The organism is Denitratimonas tolerans (genome assembly GCF_037203605.1).
In the GTDB taxonomy this organism is placed as follows: domain Bacteria; phylum Pseudomonadota; class Gammaproteobacteria; order Xanthomonadales; family Xanthomonadaceae; genus Denitratimonas; species Denitratimonas tolerans.
The window spans coordinates 21842-35906 of sequence record NZ_JBBDHC010000005.1 but is presented as its reverse complement, the minus strand read 5'-3'; the positions used below and the strand labels follow the sequence as shown (position 1 = coordinate 35906).

General features: G+C 70.0%; 12 protein-coding genes. 8 read left to right on the top strand and 4 right to left on the bottom strand.

The window, feature by feature from the left end; genetic code table 11:
• The first annotated feature begins 47 nt into the window (after positions 1-47).
• Entirely contained in the window at positions 48-1451 is a 1404-nt protein-coding gene (locus tag WB794_RS04765; protein WP_337334707.1) for a GntP family permease, read from the top strand.
• 130 nt (positions 1452-1581) lie between these two features.
• The gene (ygiD, locus tag WB794_RS04760) at positions 1582-2433 is read left to right on the top strand and encodes a 4,5-DOPA-extradiol-dioxygenase (RefSeq protein WP_337334706.1); all 852 of its coding nucleotides are present in this window, start codon (positions 1582-1584) and stop codon (positions 2431-2433) included.
• A 164-nt stretch (positions 2434-2597) separates the two neighbouring features.
• Here the strand turns inward: ygiD and WB794_RS04755 are convergent, their stop codons facing one another.
• Entirely contained in the window at positions 2598-3242 is a 645-nt protein-coding gene (locus WB794_RS04755) for a DUF998 domain-containing protein (protein ID WP_337334705.1), read from the bottom strand.
• A 242-nt stretch (positions 3243-3484) separates the two neighbouring features.
• On the opposite strand from WB794_RS04755, the gene trxA reads away from it, so the two are divergent.
• Together trxA and WB794_RS04745 are read left to right on the top strand one after the other, a co-directional pair.
• A complete protein-coding gene (trxA, locus tag WB794_RS04750; RefSeq protein WP_337334704.1) occupies positions 3485-4363 on the top strand; it encodes a thioredoxin in 879 nt (292 codons plus the stop codon).
• Positions 4364-4379: 16 nt separating this feature from the next.
• Complete coding sequence (locus tag WB794_RS04745; RefSeq protein ID WP_337334703.1) at positions 4380-4880, top strand: DUF4442 domain-containing protein; 501 nt, start codon at positions 4380-4382, stop codon at positions 4878-4880.
• On the opposite strand, the gene WB794_RS04740 is transcribed toward WB794_RS04745, so the two are convergent.
• Positions 4848-5759 carry a CorA family divalent cation transporter gene (locus WB794_RS04740; RefSeq protein ID WP_337334702.1) on the bottom strand — a complete coding sequence of 304 codons (912 nt, stop codon included), beginning with the start codon at positions 5757-5759 and terminating at the stop codon, positions 4848-4850. The two genes, WB794_RS04745 and WB794_RS04740, sit on opposite strands and share 33 nt — an antisense overlap.
• A gap of 125 nt (positions 5760-5884) precedes the next feature.
• Here WB794_RS04740 and WB794_RS04735 point away from each other — a divergent pair, with 125 nt between their 5' ends.
• The 3 genes from WB794_RS04735 to WB794_RS04725 all read left to right on the top strand — a co-directional run bounded on the left by WB794_RS04735 (position 5885) and on the right by WB794_RS04725 (position 9090).
• Positions 5885-6196 (top strand): helix-hairpin-helix domain-containing protein, encoded by a 312-nt coding sequence (locus WB794_RS04735; RefSeq protein WP_337334701.1) that lies wholly within the window; start codon positions 5885-5887, stop codon positions 6194-6196.
• A gap of 71 nt (positions 6197-6267) precedes the next feature.
• On the top strand, positions 6268-7221 hold the full coding sequence (gene trhO, locus WB794_RS04730; protein WP_337334700.1) for an oxygen-dependent tRNA uridine(34) hydroxylase TrhO: 954 nt from the start codon (positions 6268-6270) through the stop codon (positions 7219-7221).
• Between the two features lie 51 nt (positions 7222-7272).
• Entirely contained in the window at positions 7273-9090 is a 1818-nt protein-coding gene (locus WB794_RS04725; RefSeq protein WP_337334699.1) for a TonB-dependent receptor plug domain-containing protein, read from the top strand.
• A 1-nt stretch (position 9091) separates the two neighbouring features.
• On the opposite strand, the gene WB794_RS04720 is transcribed toward WB794_RS04725, so the two are convergent.
• Entirely contained in the window at positions 9092-10168 is a 1077-nt protein-coding gene (locus WB794_RS04720; RefSeq protein WP_337334698.1) for a 3-deoxy-7-phosphoheptulonate synthase, read from the bottom strand.
• 249 nt (positions 10169-10417) lie between these two features.
• Between WB794_RS04720 and WB794_RS04715 the strand changes: the two genes are divergently transcribed.
• Positions 10418-11083 carry a DUF502 domain-containing protein gene (locus WB794_RS04715; RefSeq protein WP_337334697.1) on the top strand — a complete coding sequence of 222 codons (666 nt, stop codon included), beginning with the start codon at positions 10418-10420 and terminating at the stop codon, positions 11081-11083.
• 503 nt (positions 11084-11586) lie between these two features.
• Here the strand turns inward: WB794_RS04715 and WB794_RS04710 are convergent.
• Positions 11587-14043 carry a S9 family peptidase gene (locus tag WB794_RS04710; RefSeq protein WP_337334696.1) on the bottom strand — a complete coding sequence of 819 codons (2457 nt, stop codon included), beginning with the start codon at positions 14041-14043 and terminating at the stop codon, positions 11587-11589.
• Positions 14044-14065: the final 22 nt, after the last annotated feature.

Genomic DNA, 14065 nt, shown 5'->3' with positions numbered 1-14065 from the left:
GGTCCGGCTCATCACACTGCGCCGCGAGTTGAAACGCGGACCCGCCCATGGCCTTCCTGATCGTTCTGGCCTCGCTGTGCTTCCTGATGTTCGTGGCCTATCGCGGCTACAGCGTCATCCTGTTCGCGCCCATCGCGGCGCTGGGCGCGGTGCTGCTCACCGACCCCTCGCTGGTGGCACCGATGTTCACCGGCCTGTTCATGGACAAGATGGTGGGCTTCTTGAAGCTCTACTTTCCGGTGTTCGTGCTCGGCGCGGTGTTCGGCAAGGTCATCGAGCTGTCGGGCTTTTCCAAATCCATCGTCACCGCCGTGATCCGCATCGTCGGGCCCCAGCGCGCGATGCTCTCGATCGTGCTGGTCTGCGCGCTGCTGACCTACGGCGGGGTGTCGCTGTTCGTGGTGGTGTTCGCGGTCTATCCGTTCGCGGCCGAGCTGTTCCGCCAGGGCAACATCCCCAAACGCCTGATTCCCGGCACCATCGCGCTGGGTGCGTTCACCTTCACCATGGACGCGCTGCCCGGCACCCCGCAGATCCAGAACATCATCCCTACCACGTTCTTCGGCACCAACACCTGGGCTGCGCCGGTGCTGGGCACGATCGGCGGCGTCTTCATCCTGATCCTGGGCATGAGCTATCTGGAATGGCGTCGCCGCGCCGCGGCGGCGAAAGGCGAAGGCTATGGCGATGCCGCCAGCCTCGCGAACGAACCGGCCACCTACCGGGGCGGCGCGCTGCCCAATCCGGTCATCGCGGTGCTGCCGCTGGTGCTGGTGGGCGTGGCGAACATTCTTTTCACCTGGTGGATTCCGCAGGCCTACGGGGACAGCCACTCTTTCATCCCGGCGGTGATCGGCAGCCCCGCGCCGGTGGTGCAGGAAGTCTCGCGCATCACCGCGATCTGGGCGGTGCTGGGCGCGCTGCTGGTGGGCATCGGCACCGTGCTGGTGTTCGCCTTCCGGCCCGTCATGAGCAGCTTTGCCGAAGGCTCGAAATCCGCCGTCGGTGGTGCCCTGCTCGCGGCCGGCAACACCGCTTCCGAATACGGATTCGGCGCGGTGATCGCCGCCCTGCCCGGCTTCCTCGTCGTCGCCAACGCGCTGGGCTCGATCCCCGATCCGCTGGTCAACGAGGCCGTCACCGTCACCGCGCTGGCCGGCATCACCGGCTCGGCCTCGGGCGGCATGAGCATCGCGCTGGCGGCCATGGCCGACACCTTCATCGCCAACGCCAATGCTGCCGGCATCCCGATGGACGTGCTGCACCGCGTCGCCTCGATGGCCTCCGGCGGCATGGACACTCTGCCCCACAACGGTGCCGTCATCACGCTTCTGGCCGTCACCGGCCTCTCGCACCGCCAGAGCTACAAGGACATCTTCGCGGTCACCTGCATCAAGACCATGGCGGTGTTCGTCATCATCGGCGTGTACTACGCCACCGGGCTGGTCTGAGAAACGCGCCGCTGTCCTCACGCGGCGCGCCTTGTCGGACCGAAGCACGCTCGCCATACTCGCCGCGTCCGGCCAGCCGCGCGGCCCGGATGCGCGCGGCACGCCCGCAGACCCGCAGGAGGAACCGGCCATGGCCGCAAGCCCCGTCCTGTTCATCGGCCACGGCAATCCGATGAACACCCTGGAAACCAACCGCTACACCCGGGCCTGGCGCGAGCTGGGCCGCCGCCTGCCGCGGCCGCGCGCGGTGCTGATGGTGTCCGCGCACTGGTACATCGGCGCGACCGCGGTGACGGCGATGCCCTGGCCACGCACCATCCATGACTTCTACGGCTTTCCGCAGGCCCTGTTCGATTTCGACTACCCCGCGCCGGGCGCACCCGACCTCGCCGCCGAGGTGGCAGACGTTGCCAAGCCCGACTGGGTGGGGCTGGATCGCGACCAGTGGGGCCTGGACCACGGTGCCTGGAGCGTGCTCGCGCACCTGTATCCCGAGGCCGACGTGCCGGTGGCGCAGCTTTCGATCAACGCGCTCAAGCCGCTCGAATACCACCTCCAGCTCGCCGAAAGGCTCGCCGCCCTGCGCGAACGCGGCGTGATGATCGTCGGCAGCGGCAACGTGGTGCACAACCTCAGACGCGTGCAGTGGGACAAGCCGGAAGCAGCCACCGACTGGGGCGAGCGCTTCGACGACGCCGCCATCGGGCAGATGGCCTCCGACCCCGGCGCGATCCTGAAGCTGGCCGAGCATCCCGACTACGGCCTGGCGGTGCCGACGCCCGACCACTTCATCCCGCTGCTCTACGCCGCCGGGCTCGCCGCGGCAGGCGAAGGCCGCGCCACCGCCTTCGCACGCGGCCACGCCCTGGGGTCGATCTCGATGACCTGCTACACCGTCGGCTGCGACGCCGCCGACACCGGCCACGGATCGCCGCCGCCCGCCCTGCCCGCGGGCGTGCCGCCGGAGCAGACCAACCTCTGACCGCGCACGCAAACGCCCCGGAGCGACACCGCGCCTCCCGCCGGCGACAGGATCGCCGCTGCGGGCGAAAGTGGCGAGGTGAATCCGGTGGGTGCGGCCGAGCGCGCTTTCCTGCTCGATGGAAGGCCCCCAGCGGCGCAGACCGCAGCCCCGCGTTACCGGATTCAAGTCTTCTCGCGCCGCCGCCCCAACGCCACCCCGGCCGCCAGTGCGAACCAGCCGAAGTAGGTCGCGAGCACGAGCCGCTGCGCGGCGGCGTGGCGGCCTTCGAGCGGGGGGAAGAGCTGCTGCGGTGGCCAGGTGAGGAAGATTGCCAGTGCCGCGCCGAGCAGCGCGCCGCAGATGGCGAGCGTTCGCCAGTGCCGCATCCGGCACAGGCCCGGGAAAACAAAGGCCGACGCCGCCACGAGTGCGATGAGGGCCAGCGCCAACGTCGCGGCGTGGCGCTGCGAGGCCGGGCCGTCGGGTTCGGAGGGATCGAACGGGAAGACGCCCTGCGCCGCGAACGCCAGCGCCGAAATCATCAGCATTCCGGTGCCCAGGCGCAGCGTGCGGCCCGTGCCGTCGGGTGCGACGGCGGCTTCGAGCGCGATGGAAAACGCCAGCAGCATCAGCCCCGGAAGCACCAGCGCCAGCGCGTTGAACCAGGCGCCACCCGGCGCACCGATCGCGCCGAACTGGCCGAGCGGCGCACTGGCGGCACCGGGCAACAGCATCGCCGCGAGCGCCACGGCGGCGGCAAACCACAGCGGGGCGATCCAGCCCAGATGCAGCGCCAGCCTGCGGACGTGGTGCGGGGGCGAAGGCATCGGCGTGGCGTCCATGACGGCGCGCGAGTTTGCCTTGCAATGCGGGCTGTTGCCACCATCTACGCCTTGGCGCCGCGTCGGTCGCCGCAGCGGTGTTGACGCGCGCCTCAAGGTTTCAAGGCACCGGGTGCCCGCGCGCGCGGGCATGACGAGGCTGGAAACCCGCCGGGCCCGACGCGGATGCCCATCCACCGCATCGCCCAACTTCCCGCACCACCACGACCCAGCTTACGGATACCGCAATGCTCCTTTCCGACACCGCCGCCGCGCCCGCCGCCGCATCGCACGTCATCGACGTCAGCGCTGAAACCTTCCAGAAGGAGGTGCTCGAACACTCCCTGACCACGCCCGTCCTGCTCGATTTCTGGGCCACCTGGTGCGGGCCGTGCAAGCAGCTGGGGCCGATCCTGGAAAAGCTCGCTGGCGACTACCACGGCGCGTTTCGACTGGCCAAGGTGGACGTCGACGCGCAGAAGGAGCTGGCCGGCTATTTTTCGATCCGCTCGGTGCCCACGGTGATCCTGGTCAAGGACGGCCAGCTCGTGGACGGTTTCCCCGGCGCGGTGCCGGAGGGCCAGCTGCGCCAGTTCCTCGCCCAGCACGGCATCGAACCGGCGCAGCCGGCGGAGCCTGCGGAGGTGGTGCCGCCCACGCCCGAGGAAGAGGTCGCGCGCCTGCGTGCTGCGGTGGAAGCCGCGCCGGACGACGATGCGCTCAAACTGGATCTGGCGCTGGCGCTGGCCCGCGTCGGGGAAACCGCGCAGGCCAGGGTGCTGATCGACGCCCTGCCCGCCAACCTTGGTGCCGACGAGCGCGCGCGCAACGCCAACGTGCTGATCGCCAACGCAGCCTGGCTGAAGGATGCGCCGGATCGCGCCGCGCTGGCCGCGCGCGTGGCGGCCGCACCGGACGACCTCGCCGCGCGCCACCTGCTCGGCCTGCGGCTTCTGGCCGACGGAGAGTTCGCCGCGGCGCTCGACCAGTTCCTCGAGATGCTGCGCCAGAACCGCGACTTCGACGACGGCCTGCCGCGTCGCGCCCTGATCGAGGCCTTCAACGTGATTCCCGATCCCGCACTGGTGAGCCAGTACCGCCGCAACATGGCCGCGATGCTGTTCTGAGCCGGGACGCCCGTCCATGTCGCCGCGCCTGCTGCGCCGCCTGTTAAACCTGTGGCCGCCGTTCCTCTTCTCCGGCATCCGCGTGCGCGCGCTGTCGGACGACTGGCGGCACGCACGGGTGGAACTCAGGCTCACCTGGTACAACCGCAACTATGTGCGCGCCCAGTTCGGCGGCAGCCTGTTCTCGATGACCGATCCGTTCTGGATGATACTGGTGATGCAGAGCCTGGGGCCGCGCTACCACGTCTGGGACCAGGCCGGCTCGATCCACTTCGTCACGCCGGGGCGCGAGAACGTGTTTGCCGAGTTCCACCTGGAACAGGCGGTCGTCGACGAGTTGCACGCCGTCGCGGCCAACGGTGAAAAACACCTGCGCTGGTTCGACGTGAACGTGACCACCGCCGACGGCACCCTGGTGGCGCGGGTGCGAAAGCAGCTTTACGTCCGCCTCAAGCCGGAGTTCCGGCCCGCCACGCGGCCGCCGTCAGATCCACCCGCGTCGCCGGAACCACCATAGCGGCAGCGCGATGCTCAGGCCGATCACGGCAAGCGCCACGTAGTAGCCGGGCCGCCAGGCCAACTCGGGCATGAAGGCGAAGTTCATGCCCCACACGCCCACCAGCACGGTCGGCGGAACGCCCACCACCGAGGCGACGGCCATCACCTTCATCACCTCGTTCTGGTTGGTGCTGATCAGCCCCAGCACGCCGTTGAGCAGGAAGTCGAGGCGATCGCCGAGCTGCTGGTCGAACTCGTTGAGCGAACCCAGATCCTTGAGGATGAGGGTGATGCGGCGCGGCGCATCCGGCCCGAACCACGCCGGCGGCGTCTCATGCAGCCAGGTCACGATGCGCAGCAGGCCCAGCAGGGTGTTGTGCAGCCGACCGAGGCGGCGCCCCAGATCGCCGGCGTGCATCAGGTTCTGCTTGAGGTCGCGGTCGCGCCGGCTGCCCTCGAAGCTGGCGCGGGTCGCCTCGCTGACCTCCGACTCCATCGCCTCCAGCCGGTCGGCGAGGCGATCGACGATGTGTTCGAGCACGCGCAGGAACAGATCGACCGAGCCGGCGCTTGGGCGCTTGGCCAGATCGCGCGCGATGTCGTCCAGCGCCGTGATCTCCTGTTCGCAGCGGGTCACCAGCGCGGTGGGCGAAAGCGCGAAGCCCAGTGGCGCGGCGCGACCCCTGCCCTCCTCGAAGCGCGGCAGGTTGAGAAAGAGCGTATCGCCGACGTGACGCACGCGGCTGGTGAACTCGATTTCGCTGATGCGCGCACGATCGGGTATCTCGAAGCCGGCGCGCCGCTGCGCGTCCGCGAGCTCGGCCGTGTCGGGCTGGCGCAGGTCGATCCAGACCGACGCCGGCTCGGCGGCGAATGTCAGCGGGTACACGTGGATCATGGCGTGGGTCCGTCATCAGGATGGCGGCCAGCATCCGGCGGCGGCATGCAGGCGTCAACGCCGCCGCGCGCCGCGCGCCGACGGCGCGCCTATACTCGGGCTTTGCGCACTGCGGGAACCAGACGATGAATCCAGGCAAGGTGCGGCGCGAGGCCGTCCGTCGCCTCACCGATCTGCCCAACGTCGGTCCGGCCACCGCGGCCGACCTGCGCCTCCTGGGCATCACCCGGCCGGCGGACCTGGCCCAAGCCGATCCCTTCGCGCTCTACCAGGCGCTGTGCCAGCAGACGGCCACGCGGCACGACCCCTGCGTGCTCGACGTGTTCATGTCGCTCACCGATTTCGCCGCGGGCGGCGCGGCGCGGCCGTGGTGGGATTACACCGCCGAGCGCAAGCGCCGCTACGGATCGCGCCTGCGCGATCAGGCGGCCGGCTGAGACGCCCTGCCGCATCGCGCGGCCCGATGCAAGACTGCAGGGCCGCGCCGGACGCGGGCTAGAATGTTGCAATGAACAAAACGTCCCGGATCGCCGCCGCGTTCTATCACTTTGCCACCCTGCCCGACTTCGCCGAAAAGAAGCCGCCGCTGGAGGCGCTCTGCGCTGCGCACGATGTCTCGGGCACGATCCTGCTGGCTGCCGAGGGCGTCAACGGCACCATCGCCGGCGCGCCGGGCGACGTGCGCGCGGTGCTCGCCTGGCTGCGCGCCGATCCGCGCCTGGCGGCGCTCGAGCACAAGGAATCACCGGCCGAGCGCGCGCCCTTCCACCGCATGAAGGTGCGGCTCAAGCGCGAGATCGTCACGCTCGGCGTGGCGGGCCTCGATCCGGCCGCGAACGCCGGCACCTACGTCGAGCCGGGCGACTGGAACGCGCTGCTCGCCGATCCCGAGCTGGTGCTGATCGACACCCGCAACGAGTACGAAGTCGCCATCGGCCACTTCGAAGGCGCGCTCGATCCGGGCACCGCGAGCTTCCGCGAGCTGCCGGCCTGGCTCGATGCCCGTCCCGAGCTGCGCGGGCGCAGGGTGGCGATGTACTGCACCGGCGGCATCCGCTGCGAGAAGTCCACCGCGCTGCTGCGCTCGCGCGGGTTCGATGAGGTCTATCACCTCAAGGGCGGCATCCTGAAGTACCTGGAAGCCGTGCCGGCCGAGGAAAGCCGCTGGCGCGGCGAATGCTTCGTGTTCGACGAGCGCGTCTCGGTCGGCCACGGCCTCGTACAGGGGCCGCACACGCTGTGCCGCAGCTGCCGGTATCCGCTCTCGCCCGAAGACCGCAGCTCGCCGCAGTACGAGGAAGGCGTCAGCTGCCCACACTGCCACGAGCGGCTGGACGACGACCGCCGCACGCGGCTGAGCGAGCGCCAGCGTCAAGTCGATCTGGCCGGAAAGCGCGGCTTGCGCCACGTCGGGGCGCGCATGGAAAGTTCCTCGCATCCGCCCAACCCGCGCGGCGAGTGAACCCGCGCATCGCGCGCACCGTCCCACCGTTCCCGAATCCCCCGGACTCCGATGAAAAAACTCGTCCTCGCGGCGCTCGCCCTCGTGCCCGCCGCCACCCTCGCCGAACCCGCGTCCTCTTCGGCCCAGGCCACCCGCCTCGATGCCCTGCTGGTCACCGCCAGCCCGGTCGAAACGCGCACCTCCGAGGCGATGCAATCGGTGCAGGTGATCGAGCGCACCGACATCGAGCGCAGCCCGGCCGCGACGCTGGCGGACCTGCTCGCGCAGCAGCCCGGGCTGAGCATCCAGCGCCGCGGCGCACCGGGCGTGCAGGCCGATCTGGGCATCCGCGGCAGCAGCTTCGAGCAGACCCTGGTGCTGGTGGACGGCGTGCCGATCCAGAACCCGCAGACCGGCCACCACAATCTGGATGTCGCCGTGCCGCTGTCGCACATCGAGCGCATCGAGATCGTCACCGGCCCGGGCGCAATCCAGTACGGCGGCAGTGCCACCGGCGGCATCGTCAACCTGATCACGCGCCAGCCCGACGGCTTCGAAGCCGGCCTGGCCGTCGCCGCAGGCTCCCACGCCACGCGCCAGTTCGACGCGCGCATCGTCGGTGCCGGGCAGGCGGGTCACCACGGGCTGTCGGTCAGCACGCTCGACAGCGACGGCGACCCGCAGTCCGGCCCGAGCGACGCGCGGCTGCGCCAGGCGCTCTATACCGGCGCGCACGCGAGCGAGGCCGGGCGCATCTTCTGGGGCGCGGGCGCGCTGGAAAAGGATTTCGGCGCGTGGGGTTTCTACAGCGCCGAATACCCGGATGCGCGCGAACGCACCGAAGGGCACCTCGCCTGGCTCGGTGCCGAAGGCCGCAGCGGGGCATGGCGACTGCGCGCACGCGCCCATTTCGATCGCCACGAAGACGAGTTCCTGACCCGGATCGGCGGGCGCGATTACATCAACGAGCACCTCACCCGCGTCGCCGGCCTGCAGGCCGACGCCCAGCGCGAGGACGCCAGCGGCTCGACCGCGATGGGCGCGCAGCTGCGCCACGAACGCCTTGCCTCCAATGCGCTGCGCGATCACGAGCGCGACGTCTCCGCGATCTGGCTGCTGCGCCAGCAGCAGCTCGGCCCCGACACCCGCGCCGAGGCGAGCCTCAGCCGCGCCGATCACGAAGGCCACCGCGCCCGCTGGCTGCCGGCGCTGGCGCTTTCCCATGCCTTTGGCCCGGACTGGCGCGGCTTCGCCGCCGCGGCGCGCTCCACCCGCGCGCCGTCCTACACCGAACTGTATCTGGCCACCGCCGCCAACCGCGGCAGCGCGGTGCTGGCACCGGAGGTTTCCGATCACTCGGAGCTTGGCATCGAAGGGCGTCTAGGCGCGCAAACCCTTACCTTGGCGCTGCACCAGCGCCGCACCCACGACCTGATCGACTGGACCCGCACGCCCGGCACCGTGACCTGGGTCGCGAACAACCTCGACGGCCACCGCGGGCGCGGCCTGGAGGCCGGCTGGCGCTGGAACCCCGCATCGATCCGCTGGCTGGCGCGCGCGGGCCTGGGCTACGAGTACCTTCAGGTGCGCGTCGATGACGCCGATTACGAAGTGAAGTACGCCCCGCGCGTGGCCCGCCACACCTGGCGGGCCGACGCGCGCCTGGACCTGGGCGCGGGCTTCGGCCTGGACCTCGACCTGCGCCACCCGCGCTACGCCGATGAAGCTGCCGCCACGCTGGCCAACGCGCGACTCGGCTGGCAGGGCAAGACCCTGCGCGCCCACCTCGCGATCCAGAACCTCCTGGACCGCGAGATCATCGAGACCGGCTTCGCGCCGATCCCGGGCCGCTGGCTGAGCCTCGGGATCGGCGCACGCTGGGACTGATTCAGGCCGCCGCCTCTTCCGCCGCGCTGCGCCGCCGCGCCCGCACCGCGGCGTCGAGGCGTTCGAGCACGGCCACCGACTCCTCCCAGCCGATGCAGCCGTCGGTGATGCTCTGGCCGTAGGCGAGCGCGCGCCCGGGGATCACGTCCTGACGTCCGGCGACCAGGTGGCTTTCCACCATCACGCCCATGATGCGGCGCGCGCCCGCTTCCACCTGGCCGGCGATATCGTCGATCACGCGCGGCTGGTTCTCGGGCTTCTTGCTGCTGTTGGCATGGCTGGCATCGATCATCAGGCGCGGCGACAGTCCGGCCTTTTCCAGCGCCGAGGCGGCCTCAGCCACGCTGGCCGCATCGAAATTGGGGGCCTTGCCGCCGCGCAGGATCACGTGACAGTCGGCGTTGCCCATCGTGGCGGCGATGGCGCTGCGCCCGTCCTTGGTGACGGCCAGGAAATGGTGCGGGTGCGCCGCCGCCTGCACCGCGTCCAGCGCGATGCGCACGTTGCCGTCTGTGCCGTTCTTGAAGCCGACCGGGCACGACAGGCCGGACACCATTTCGCGGTGCACCTGGCTTTCGGTGGTGCGCGCGCCGATCGCGCCCCAGGCCACCAGGTCGGCGATGAACTGCGGCGTGGTCATGTCGAGGAACTCGGTGCCGGCCGGCAGGCCGAGCGCGCTGATGTCGCGCAGCAGCCGGCGCGCGATCACCAACCCTTCGTCGATGCGACAGCTGCCGTCGATGTGCGGGTCGTTGATCAGGCCCTTCCAGCCCACCGTGGTGCGCGGCTTCTCGAAATAGACCCGCATCACGATCTCCAGCGTTCCGGCGAAACGCTCGCGCTCGCGCGCGAGGCGCTGCGCGTACTCCAGCGCCGCCGCCGGATCGTGGATCGAGCACGGCCCGATCACCACCGCAAGGCGATCATCGACACCGTGCAGGATGTCGTGCAGGACGCGGCGCGACTGGCGCACGGTGCGCGAGGACACCGCATCGCAAGGCACTTCAGCCATCAGTTCCGCGGGCGTGGGAAGGGCGCGGATTTCGCGGATGCGAAGATCGTCGGTGGGCTGGTTCATCGGGATGCTCCTGGGTGGGTGCCAGGCCGGCGGCAACAAAAAAGCCGCCAGGGGACTGGCGGCTTCGGGGGATTCGTTTGCGCGATGCTTCAGATCACGCGAACGCCACGCGGCGCCAGCCCTTGGGGCGAGCGGTAAAAAAAGTACCAATAGCGGCGGGTGGGGGCGTTCACGGCGACAGTGATAGCACATCGACGGCGCAAACGGAACCGGCTGCACCGAATTTCGCCGGTCGCGTAAACTCGCGCCATGTCCGCCCACCGCCCCTCGCTGCAGCGCTATTTCCTCTCCGGCGTCATCACCCTGCTGCCGCTGTGGCTGACGGTGATCGTGTTCCGCTTCGTGTTCGTGCTGCTGTCCGACGTGAGCCGGCCCTGGATCACGCCGCTGCTGGCGCGCCTGGCGGCGCAGTATCCGCTGACGCTGGGATGGATGGCCGCGCCCTGGGTACAGACCGCGCTGGCGCTGGTCGCCACCCTCGCCGCCATCATCGCGGTCGGAGTGATGGCGCACCGCGTGCTGGGCCAGCGCCTGCTGCGCTGGTTCGAGGCCGTCGTCCACCGCATTCCGCTGGCAAACCTCATCTACGGCGCGGTGCGCAAGCTGATCGACATCCTCCAGACCCAGCCCGAGGGCGCGCAGCGCGTGGTGCTGATCGACTTCCCGCACCGCGACATGAAGGCCGTGGGCTTCGTCACGCGGGTGCTGCGCGAGGAAGGCAACGAACGCGAACTGGCGGCCGTCTACGTGCCGACCACGCCCAACCCGACCTCGGGCTATCTCGAAGTGGTGCCGGTGGAAAACCTCACCCCCACGGACTGGACCGTGGACCAGGCGATGAGCTTCATCATCTCCGGCGGCGCGGTCAGCCCGGACAGCGTGCCGTTCACGCGCAGAGCCGACAGAACGCCGTAGGTCTCCCGGATCAAGTCCTGGGCAGGCTCTACACGGTCGACGCGGCGTGGCATCGAACATCCCGTCGGGGACGTAGCCCCGACCTACGGCACTACGCGCCGCCGTTGCCGTGCGCGTCGTCGCGCGTGGCGCATCGTTTCCCGTAGGTCGGCCCTACGCGGCCGACGCGGCGTGGCATCGAACATCCCGTCGGGGACGTAGCCCCGACCTATGGCACTACGCGCCGCCGTTGCCGTGCGCGTCGTCGCGCGTGGCGCATCGTTTCCCGTAGGTCGGCCCTACGCGGCCGACGCGGCGTGGTATCGAACATCCCGTCGGGGACGTAGCCCCGACCTACGGCACTACGCGCCGCCGTTGCCGTGCGCGTCGTCGCGCGTGGCGCATCGTTTCCCGTAGGTCGGCCCTACGTGGCCGACGCGGCGTGGCATCGAACATCCCGTCGGGGACGTAGCCCCGACCTACGGCACGTCCCCGCAACGTCAGAGGGGAGGTGTATCCATGACCTACCTCGGCGCGGCGTTCTTCACGTAACGATCGAACCAGATAAGCATTTCCGCCACGAAGTGCTCGTTGGATTCGCGCGCGGCGTACCAGTGCGGCTCGAACGGCAGCATCACCAGGCGCGCGGTGCCGCCCAGACCGCGCACGGCCTGGAACAGGCGCGGCGACTGGGTGGGTTCGGTGCCGGGGTTGGCGTCATCGATGCCGTGCACGATCAGGATCGGCTCGTTGATCTTGTCGGCGTGGAAGAAGCTCGAAGCCTCGTCGTAGGCCTTGGGCGCGGCCCAGAACGAACGCCGCTCGTTCTGGAACCCGAACGGGGTCAGGGTCTTGTTGTAGCCACCGCTCGAGGCCACGCCGGCGCGAAAGAGATCGGTGTGCGCCAGCAAGTTCGCCGCCATCAGCGCGCCGTGGCTGTGGCCGGTCACGCCAATGCGCTCGGGATCGACCACGCCCAGTTCCACGGCCTTGGCAACGGCGGCCTCGGCATTGGCGACGAGCTGTTCGAGATAGGTGTCGTAGGCGTTCTTCGGATCGCCCACGATCGGGAAGGCGGCGCTGTCGACGATGGCGTAGCCGGCCAGCAGCAGCAGGCGATAGCTCGACAGGCGGGTGAAGGTCTGTTCGGAACCGCGCACCTGTCCGGCCTGCGAGGGATCGGCGAAATCCATCGGATAGGCGTAGAGGATGGCCGGTACGCGCGTACCCTCGACGTAGCCGGGCGGGGTGTAGAGGGTGAAGGAAAGCGGCACGCCGTCCTTGCGGGTGTAGGTGACCAGGCGCTTCTTGATCTTGCGCACTTCCGGGGTCGGATCGGGGAAACGCGTGATGGCTTCGGCCGAAGACGCGAACGCGGCTTCGCCGGCGGCGGCATCGGCCAGCGCGGCACCGAGCCTGCGGCGGAACGCGTTGGGCGGATCGATCGGTGACTCGTGCCAGGTCAGCAGGCCACCCGGTTCCGGGGCGAACCCGAGCAGGCGCTCGTAGGCATCCGGCGCGCTGCGGAACAGCCGCTCGGTCTTGCCGCTGCCGAGGTCATAGCGGTCCAGAAAGGGGCGATCGCCCTGCGGCGAGGCCCCCGATCCGGCCAGGAAAATCGCCCCGTCCTGCTCTCGCAGCACGCTGGCTCCGTTGGCCAGGGTGCGGCTCTGCGGATTGCCCGGATGGGCGTAGCGTTCGTCCATCGAGAGATCCCAGAGCACGCGGGCGGCGCTGCGCGGCTTGTCGACGTCCATCAGCGAAATCGTTAACCAGCGCCGGTTGGCGTCGTACTGGACGAGAAGGGCCTTCGAGTCGCGCTCGAACCAGTACTGGCCGGCGTAGCGCTGCGCGGTGCGGGCGATTTCCACCGGTTTAGCGGTGAAGGGCGCGGCCCACATCAGCACCCGATCGCGCTCGGGCACGGTGTTTTTCCAGTCGCCGCCGTCGAGCGCCTCGGCATACACCAGGGTGGCGGGCGCATTGGCGCGCCATTCGAAACCGCGCGGTCCGGTCGGCACGCCGCGCACCGGTACGCTTTCGGCGGCGGGCAGCGTGGCGAGAGTGCGGCTGGTACCGGCATCCAGGTCCAGCACGGTCACCTCGTGCGCGAAGCGCTGCCAGGTCACGACGTAGGAATAAGGCCGCGTGAGCACGTCGACCAGTACGTGCCGACCGTCCGGTGCCGCGCGCACCTCGCCCAGCACGGCCGGTTCGCCCACACGCTGCACCGCACCGCTGCGCGCATCGACCACGGCCAGCTGCGCGCTGGCGTAGTAGTCGAACAGGGTTTCGTCCTCGGGGCTCGAAAGGGTATCGCGGGCCTCGTAGGTGCTGCTTTCGCCACCGCCCTCGGTCGCGTCCTTGATCTCGGGGCCGGGCGGCACGGCGGCCTTCTGCGGTGCCGGCCCGGCGTTTTCGGGCACGGTCTTCACCAGCAGCGCATCGCGCGCGCCCAGCCACTGCAGCTCGTTTTCCAGGATCGGGTTGATGCGCACGCCGTCCACGCGCCGGATGGAGCCGTCCTCGACCTTGCCCAGCCAGAGTTCGACGCCCGCATCCGTGGTGTTGACGAAGGCGAAACGCCGCCCGTCGGGCGACCAGAGCGGCCAGTCAGGGCAGGCATTGGGCGGCAGGGCCACCGGGGTTTCCCGGCCCGTGGCCACGTCCACCAGGGAAAACCCTTCCAGGCAGGTACGGATGCCGTAGCCGCTGACCATGTCGTGGCGGGCGTGGATGCGCGGCTCCACGCGCACGCCGGCCAGCTTGAGATACGGCTCGGCCACGCGCGCGATCGAGGGGTACTGCCCCTGCTGCACGATCATCAGGGTGGTGCCGGTGGGATCGAGCTGCGGCACCGGCGGCAACGGCGCGCGCATCACGCCCAGCAGCGGTTCGGGCGGCTGCTGGTACTGGGCCTGCGCTGCGGCGGCGGCCAGCGCGAGGAGCAGGACGGGGAGAACGCGCAACGTCGCTTGCATGATGGCTCCGGACTGTGTTGGC